This is a genomic window from cf. Phormidesmis sp. LEGE 11477, from assembly GCF_015207105.1.
GTDB lineage: Bacteria > Cyanobacteriota > Cyanobacteriia > Phormidesmidales > Phormidesmidaceae > Phormidesmis.
Window position 1 is genome coordinate 1 of the sequence record NZ_JADEXO010000181.1, and the last position, 8,051, is coordinate 8,051.

7 protein-coding genes are annotated in these 8,051 nt (G+C 48.8%); 3 read left to right on the plus strand and 4 right to left on the minus strand.

The genetic code is table 11. The features are described 5' to 3' along the window. Both IQ256_RS27625 and IQ256_RS27630 read left to right on the plus strand, forming a co-directional pair. Positions 1-1,593: aminotransferase class I/II-fold pyridoxal phosphate-dependent enzyme (locus IQ256_RS27625; protein ID WP_193858907.1), on the plus strand; the 1,593-nt coding region annotated here is incomplete at its 5' end. Positions 1,594-1,628: 35 nt separating this feature from the next. Continuing rightward, the gene (locus IQ256_RS27630) at positions 1,629-2,765 is read left to right on the plus strand and encodes a hypothetical protein (RefSeq protein ID WP_228025350.1); all 1,137 of its coding nucleotides are present in this window, start codon (positions 1,629-1,631) and stop codon (positions 2,763-2,765) included. Between the two features lie 121 nt (positions 2,766-2,886). On the opposite strand, the gene IQ256_RS27635 is transcribed toward IQ256_RS27630, so the two are convergent. Beyond that, positions 2,887-3,753 carry a sulfotransferase gene (locus tag IQ256_RS27635; RefSeq protein WP_193858908.1) on the minus strand — a complete coding sequence of 289 codons (867 nt, stop codon included), beginning with the start codon at positions 3,751-3,753 and terminating at the stop codon, positions 2,887-2,889. Here IQ256_RS27635 and IQ256_RS27640 point away from each other — a divergent pair. Beyond that, the gene (locus IQ256_RS27640; protein ID WP_370623564.1) at positions 3,752-4,714 is read left to right on the plus strand and encodes a TlyA family RNA methyltransferase; all 963 of its coding nucleotides are present in this window, start codon (positions 3,752-3,754) and stop codon (positions 4,712-4,714) included. The genes IQ256_RS27635 and IQ256_RS27640 overlap by 2 nt on opposite strands. A gap of 40 nt (positions 4,715-4,754) precedes the next feature. On the opposite strand, the gene IQ256_RS27645 is transcribed toward IQ256_RS27640, so the two are convergent. The 3 genes from IQ256_RS27645 to IQ256_RS27655 all read right to left on the minus strand — a co-directional run bounded on the left by IQ256_RS27645 (position 4,755) and on the right by IQ256_RS27655 (position 7,921). Then, positions 4,755-5,720: a tetratricopeptide repeat protein gene (locus IQ256_RS27645; RefSeq protein ID WP_193858909.1), complete on the minus strand. Its 966-nt coding sequence runs from the start codon at positions 5,718-5,720 to the stop codon at positions 4,755-4,757. Between the two features lie 196 nt (positions 5,721-5,916). Then, entirely contained in the window at positions 5,917-6,846 is a 930-nt protein-coding gene (gene thrB / locus IQ256_RS27650; RefSeq protein ID WP_193858910.1) for a homoserine kinase, read from the minus strand. A 256-nt stretch (positions 6,847-7,102) separates the two neighbouring features. Beyond that, entirely contained in the window at positions 7,103-7,921 is an 819-nt protein-coding gene (locus IQ256_RS27655) for a hypothetical protein (RefSeq protein ID WP_193858911.1), read from the minus strand. Positions 7,922-8,051: the final 130 nt, after the last annotated feature.

Here is an 8,051-nt window from a genome sequence, read left to right on the forward strand (position 1 = left end):
GAAAATACGCTGTCGGTGGTTGCTGATGCATACTTCAATCAGTTAGCGCCTGCCAAAGCGCTGGCTCCATCGCTGAAAAAAGAGCATACAGTCGTGACTGCTGAGGCTATTCAGCACTGGATTGAACAATGGTTAAGGCTCGAATTCAAGCTTCCACCGACTCAGATCTCTTCCCATAAGACATTTGTAGACTATGGCGTAGATTCAGTTTCTGCTACAGAGCTAGCAGCCGCCTTGGAGGCAGAAATAAAGCCTGGACTCAAGTTGGAGTCTGCTCTGTTTTGGGATCATCCAACAATTAGCGGCTTTAGCAAGCATTTGAGTAGCCTGATTAATCAAGCATCCTCCGAATTACCCTCATTAGATTCAAAATTAGATTCGGATGCTCATGCTGCGAGTGCTTATGAGCAAATTCCCCAGCTCTTCAACCGAGCCACCCATAGACGAAACCGACAGGTTTTTATTGAGGGCCGCTGGATTTGTGACTTCGCCTCTTGCAATTATTTAGGATTAGATTTGCATCCCCAGGTACAGCAAGCTATTCTGCCAGCCATTCGTGAATGGGGAACGCATTCTGGCTGGACCAGAGCAGTGGCCTCTCCCGATCTCTATAGCGAATTAGAAGCCGCTTTATCTACCTTACTCAAAGTCCCTGATACGCTCGTCTTTCCCTCTGTGAGCGCATTACATATGGGCGTCATTCCGATATTAGCTGGTAAAAGCGGCACAATCTTTATAGATGATGCGGCGCATCGCTCGATTGTAGAAGCGTGCCGTTTAGCCAAGCAGCATGGCGCGCAGGTGGTGGGTTACCGGCACAGTGATTTGGCAGATCTGTCGTCAAAACTCACGCAGCATTCTGAAGCCTCAGTCAAGCTAATTGTCATCGACGGCGTTTATTCAATGTCATCCAATTATGCCGACCTGCCTGCCTATGTGAGCCTAGCTAAACAATTCGATGCCACCGTTTATGTAGATGATGCCCATGGCTTTGGCATAGTCGGCGAGAATCCTACGCCAGCAATGCCCTATGGACACCGGGGCAACGGAATTGTCAATTACTATGGTCTGCGCTACGAAGAGGATCGCATTATCTATTGCGCTGGACTTTCAAAGGCTTTTTCTTCTTACGGCGCTTTTGTGACTTGCGGGGATGCTCATATGAGAAAACGGCTGGCGACAGCTTGGACCGCTGTGTTTTCAGGGCCTTCGCCAGTCGCTAGTTTGGCAAGTGCGATCGCAGGGCTAAAGATCAATCAAACAGAAGGCGATCGGTTGCGGCAACGCATCTATGACTTGACACGCAAGCTTATTGCCGCCGCTAGAGATATCGGCTTCGAGGTCAACGGACAGAGAGACTTTCCTATTGTTAGTGTTGTTGTTGGATCGATAGAGTCGGCTATTGTAGCCTGCAAAATACTGTGGGAGCACGGTATCCTCATCACCCCAGGCATTTTCCCTGCTGTCCCCAAATCTCGCAGTCTTCTACGATTTTCCATCACGGCGGCTAACACTGAGTGTGAAATCGACCAAGCAATTGTAGCGCTGCGTGCAGTGTATAGCAGCCTCGCCAAGGCTCAGAATTTGAAATAATCACCCCAAAAACTAACTCATTGGAGCGTTCCCTAATGACCCCGTTACTAGAAATGACCCCGTTACTAGATAAGAACTCGATGGCTACTGCCTCTACCTGTTGCGTCAGCTCCCACAACGAATGGGATCCTTTAGAAGAAGTAATTGTTGGTATTGTTGATAATGCCATGTTCCCTGCGTGGAATACGATCTTTAAGCGGATAGTTCCACCAGGGAGCTGGAAGCAAGTCGAAGACATTGTGGTGAGTGGTGGTACTCCTTATCCAGAAGAATTCATTGCGGCGGCGCAGACCTGTTTAAAGGAATTTGTACATATCCTCGAAGCCGAGGGCGTGACTGTTCGCAGACCAGATTCTATGAACTTTGCTGCTGACTATGCTACGCCATCTTGGCAGGTAGACAGCGGGTTTTGCGCGGCAAATCCTCGGGATGCTTTTATTGTGGTGGGTAACCAAATTATTGAAGCTCCCATGGCCGATCGAGGGCGTTACTTTGAAAGCTGGCCCTACCGCTCTCTTTTAAAGGAATACTTTAAGCAAGGTGCGCGGTGGGTCTCGGCTCCAAAGCCCCAGCTTTTAGATGCACAATTTGACTCAGATTATCAACCGCCTCATGAAGGGGCTGATATGAAGTTTGTTACAACTGAGTTTGAGCCTACCTTCGACGCTGCAGATTTTGTGCGATGTGGCCGAGACCTCTTTGGCCAAAAAAGTCATGTGACCAACGATTTGGGCATTGAATGGCTCCGTCGTCACTTGGGCAGCGAGTACCGCATTCATATCCTAGAATCTCGCTGTCCCCAGGCGATGCATATTGACACAACATTTATGCCGCTCGCCCCAGGCAAAGTTCTGGTGAATCCAGAGTTTTTGGATATCGCAACACTCCCAAAGATTCTAGATAGCTGGGATATTCTAGTTTCACCGACTCCTTTACAGACCACTACCAATAAGTTAGGCGTCATCAGCGGCTGGGTAAATATGAATGTATTGATGCTAGATCGCGAACGGGTCATTGTTGAAAAAAACCAAGAGCCTATGATTCGAGCATTTGAAGATTGGGGTTTTAAGCCCATTCCCTGCTCATTTGAGAACTATTATCCGTTTGCTGGCTCATTTCACTGTGCCACCTTAGATGTCCGTCGTCGTGGCGATCTGCAATCCTACTTTTAAGTGGAAATCTGTGGATGACTTCACCCCTCCACGACGCTTTTTAATCTAATTCGGCCACTCGATCTTCTGACAATCCCTATAAAATCACTCATAGAACGCTACTGTTGTGAATAAGTTGCTGCTACCACTCGTAATTTTTGTTCATTCCATCAGTCACCTGATAAAAAGCGGCTATCTGTTCGGCTGACAGTCGCTGCTGCCATTTTTGATTCAGCTTGATGCCAACATTCCGATTGGATTGAGCATCGTTTTGATACCTTTGAACTGAAGCGCGAGTGCCTTTATTACCCGAAATGGTGTGATGCTGATGTTTCCAGTAGCTCAGCATATCCGGCTGGAACTCAATTTCTAACCAGTTACAAAGTCTCTGAGTTATCGCCTCTGAATTGGTGGCAAATTCTTCATATCTAAGTCTGATTTTTTTACCAGAAAAACTATCAAAGAAGTTGTTCTCATTAGTGACTCTATTCTTCCAGAGCGTGCCAAACTGTTCTCCAAACTGCTGAGATGTCAGCCCCTGATACTGCTTTCTTCTAGAATAAGAATTCATCACAGCTCTACCATCTCGAATTAGATGAATCAGATAAGGTGATAAATTCTCGTTGAATTCTCTAGCAGCTAGTCTTTTCTGTAGCCACCATACCGTCTTAGTTGAATCTATCAGCACTGACTCCTCAACCTTAGAGGCAATCAAAGAATAAGGATTGAAGACGCTATCAGCTCGCAAAAGTCTGCGAACCTGTTTCTCAACTTTCAAAGGAATAAAGCGATGCACCCGCCGATCTGAGAAGCCGTGGACAAGCGCCTGTAAATCTTGGTCAGAGAATTTCTGATCCCACAGGCTACACTCACCTTCGCACACTGAGCAGATCGGCTTGTTTCTACGATAGAAGTCCGGTAGATTGCTGATCTCACCCAGCGACAGACAGTCCGAATGGCCGCCTAGCACCAGGGTTAGCAGCGTAGAGCCACAGTGAGCTGTACCCATGATAAAAACTACTTTTTTCTTCGGCTCGGTTCTCATTTCTACCATTCGCCCCATCACTTCCTACGACAGGTTTCCCACATCGAGGCCGTCTGACGATACAATCGACACTGTTCATTCCTTTGCTTCAACCTTGGCCAAACAGCGTATTGATACCCTTTTAGTTGAGCAGGGTCTGTGTCCTTCTAGGCAGCAGGCTCAGCGACTGATCAGAGCCGGGGAAGTGAAGATTGCCCAGCAGATAGTTGATAAACCGGGCACGCTGGTCGCGGCAGATTCTGTGATAGAGCTGAAGAAAAAGCCCCCTTTTGTCTCTAGAGGCGGTGAAAAGCTAGCCAAAGCTTTGAAGACGTTCGATATTAAAGTAGAGGGAAAGATCTGTCTAGACGGGGGTATTTCGACTGGCGGGTTTACGGATTGCTTGCTTCAGGCAAATGCTCAGCGAGTCTATGGCGTAGATGTTGGCTACGGGCAGGTTGCTTGGAAGATCAGACAAGATCCTAGGGTAGAGCTACAAGAAAGAACAAACATCCGTTATCTAACCCCATCAAAGCTCTATGGTGAAGATCAGATGGCTACGTTTGGCGTGATGGATGTCTCCTTTATCTCTTTGGTAAAAGTGCTACCTGCTTTTTGGTCTTTGTTGGAGTTTCCTAAAGAAGCGGCTGTACTGGTAAAGCCTCAGTTTGAGGTGGGCCGAGAAAAGATTGGTAAAAAAGGTGTCGTGAGAAACCCAAGGGATCAAGCAGACGCTATCTTTCAGGTGACTAATGCGGCTAAAAAGCTAGGTTGGTGCTATCAAGGGCTCACTTGGTCGGATACGGTAGGGCCAGCCGGCAATATCGAATATTTACTTTGGTTGCGAGCCGATGAAAAAACTGATATAGAAAGAGCACCGTGGCCAACATTAGATAAACTCTGTGATCTGACCCAGGCAGCTAGACAGACACTTCTTCAGGCATAGGGGTATTTCTGCGCTCAGCTCCGGTGCAGCGACTGCTCACTTATCTATTGATGTTCGGGTCTAGAACGTTACCATTCATCCGCAGGAGATTATTGGCTGCTGATTCGTTATCAGGATCTGCTTGAACTGCTCTTTCGAAGGATCTTGTAGCTTCAAGATTTTGTCCTAATATTGATAGGAGTACACCTCGGTTATTCCAGGCTTCAGAATAGTCGGGGTCAGTTTCTGTGGCTGCGTTAAAAGAAGTGAGCGCTTCTTCATAGCGTTCTAGGCTGGCCAGTGACTGGCCGCGATTGCTCCAAGCGCGAGCAAAGCGAGGATCAATCTCTAAAGCTTTGTCGTAGTTGGTAAGCGCTTCTTCATGGCGTCCTAGCAGAGCGATCGCAATGCCTCGATTATTCCAAGCATCGGGAAGATCGGGGTCAATTTCTAGTGCTGTGTCCAGGTTCGTGATCGCGTCTTCGTATCGCCTCAACGCGCGCATTAGGTGGCCTCGGTTGTTCCAAGTCTTGGCATCGTCGGCGTCAATCTCTAAGGCTGTGTCAAAAGAAGTAAGCGCCTCTTCGTATTGCTGTAGTTCCATGAGCAATACGCCTCGGTCGCTCCAAACTTCAGAGTAATCAGGATCGATCGCTAGAGCCTTATCAAAGGATGCGATCGCTTCTTCATAGCGCTCTAGATCAATCAATGAACCGCCTCGGTCGTACCAAGCTTCAGCCTCATCAGGATCAATTTCTAAGCCTTTGTCGTAGGCATCGATTGCCTCTTCGTATCGCTCTAGCCCTCTTAGCGAATTACCCTTTCCAAACCAAGCCTTTGACCGCTCGGGATCCTGTGCTATTGCTTGCTCATACAGAGGAATGGCTTCCGCGTGTCTTTCCTCCTGCGTTAGATTATTTCCTTCCTCTACAAGCCTGCCTGCGCCGCGCTCAACAGAACAGGCAGATAGAGAGAGCAGCAAGACAACGAGACTAGCCGAAAATAGCCTGGGTCTAGAATTTCTCACTACGTTTCCTCAGTGGCTTCATGCTGTAACTTTACCGTACATTTTGCATCTCTTTAGACGACTGCTGGTAGCAATCTCGAACAGCTGAGTTTTCAGCTATTAGTTGAGTTTGGCCTTCAGTCGATTGAGGCTACGGTCGGCACATCGAATCTGCATATGCGTAGCCAATAGAGAATGCTGTAGCTTCTGAGGGGGTTTAGCCAATAGCTTCGGCGATCGCACCTTTCGTATCTAGCCTCAGACAATGAGCTTTGACGGCAAATTCTTGAGGTTTCCAGGCGGTTTCCATCGCTTCGCGAACAGACTCGGCGGTATCAGATGGCGCTAGCGCTAGCAGTGTTGGCCCAGCTCCACTGATCACCATTCCCCAGGCTCCAGCTCGTAGGGCGGCGCGACGCACGTTATCGTAGCCGGGGATGAGCTTCTTGCGGTAGGGCTGGTGAATGCGATCGCTCATCCCCCCACCAATCCAGTCACCATTTCCAGTCGCTAGCCCTTGCAGCAACAGCCCGATGTGAGACGTATTAAAGACCGCATCCGCTCGGCTGTAGTGACCTGGCAGCACCCGCCGCGCATCCGCTGTGGATAGCTCAAACTCAGGAATAATCACCACAGGCACTACCGATTCATGCCAAGGCAGCTTGCAAATCTGTAGCCGTCCTTTAGTAACAACTGCTAGTTGCGCTCCCCCTAGTAGGGCGGGCACTACGTTGTCTGGATGTCCTTCTATCTGGTTAGCTAGCTTAGCTAGCTCCGCTGGGCCTAAAGGTGAACCAGCCAGCATGTTAGCGCCCAAGATACCACCGACAATCGCCGTTGAAGAGCTGCCGAGCCCGCGAGAAAGTGGAACGCCTAGATTAATCCTGATATGAATGGGCGGTGCCGCTCTACCAATGCGCTCATAGCATTTGAGATAGGAACGATAGACCAAATTGCTCGCGCCGCTATTTACCCGCCTGCGTTCAGCCCCTTCGACCGTGATCTGAAACGGCTCGCTATCAGAGAGCGGCGTGAAGGGCGTGAAGTGAAAGCGGTTGTAGAGTGACAAGGCAGCGCCAAGGCAGTCAAAACCGGGGCCGATGTTGGCAGTCGTGGCAGGAACGGTAACAGCGACAGTAGAGGGCACGAAAAGAGAATCCTAAACGTAGTTAGACAGTGTATCGTTTGTCACTTGGCTGGGGCATAGCGATACGGATGACTTCCTACATGACATTCCTACACGACATATTCCTACACAACTTTAGGTCAAGTGGCTGGCGGTGTACATAGGCACAGCTTTTTCTATGAGGATGGCGATCACACAATCACCCCAGCATTTTCGCCATTGTATTAGGACGATCTTCAGCATGCTGTATTAAAAAGTGTCATTAGAGCAAGTGTTATCAAAGCACGTCGACTCTATATAGCACCCTGAGTATCTCGCCGCTTGTGTCTGAAACTATTTGTGCGCTTCTGATCGAAGCGAGTTCGTAGGCAGCCCCTTCTGATGGCAGTCCGGCCTCAAAGTAGTTCTCAGTGATGATGACTGGCCCATCGCTTTCACCTTCGTTGTTGTCTATTAATAGGCTGTCTTCAAAGTCGATGACGCTATCTGTATCTAGCATTCGCGCATAAGCAAGTGCTTGCGACTTGGATATAGATTCGTGCGGAGTCAGCGTCGTTTTAGTAGAACCAAACTCACCCATAGCGGCGATCATCAGCACATCTTGAAAAAGATATCTGACGTCTCCGCAGCTGCCGGTTGACAGGCAGTAAGCGTCTTCCTCTAGAATCTCGGCGTACAGGTCTCGACTAAAGTCCTGCTCTTCGTAGGTGGCATCGGCTTCTAGCCACATCTGGCTGTCGGAACCGACTTCTTTGGCTTCAGGCACTTCAGTCCCCAAAGCGCTAGTCTCCCCGGCATAGTCATCTATCTGCTTAACGTAGACCTTAGACTCATCGCCTGATTCGTTTTCGACCTTAGTATTCTTTTCGCTGGTAGCTTCACTGGCTTTGCCTTCAGGCACTAACGTCTCATCAGCCACGTCAGAAGCACCTGAGCAGGCCGCTATCAAACTAACAGTAGTCGCTAGCAGTCCGATGGACAGCCTTTTTGTCGATAGCTTTTTAGTAAGATTTTGAGCAGGCAGCCTAGTAGATGGTTTAGTCGGCAGTGCGTTGAAACGCCGATGACAGAGCAGATTTCGGAGAAGAAATAACATAGGAAGCGGGCGTTGATTAGAACACTCGCTCGCGACTAAAGGCTAGAGTCACTAAAGGCTAAGTCTCAAGGCCCGCTTAGAAATCGCTGCGTTGTTTTAACGCGGTCTCTATACGGTCTGTCTCTTATAC

Bases quoted from the DNA above. Each gene is read 5' to 3' on its own strand.
- IQ256_RS27630 (WP_228025350.1), top strand. From the start codon at position 1,629: ATGACCCCGTTACTAGAAATGACCCCGTTACTAGATAAGAACTCGATG.
- IQ256_RS27640 (WP_370623564.1), top strand. From the start codon at position 3,752: ATGATAAAAACTACTTTTTTCTTCGGCTCGGTTCTCATTTCTACCATT.
- IQ256_RS27635 (WP_193858908.1), bottom strand. From the start codon at position 3,753: ATGGGTACAGCTCACTGTGGCTCTACGCTGCTAACCCTGGTGCTAGGC.
- IQ256_RS27655 (WP_193858911.1), bottom strand. From the start codon at position 7,921: ATGTTATTTCTTCTCCGAAATCTGCTCTGTCATCGGCGTTTCAACGCA.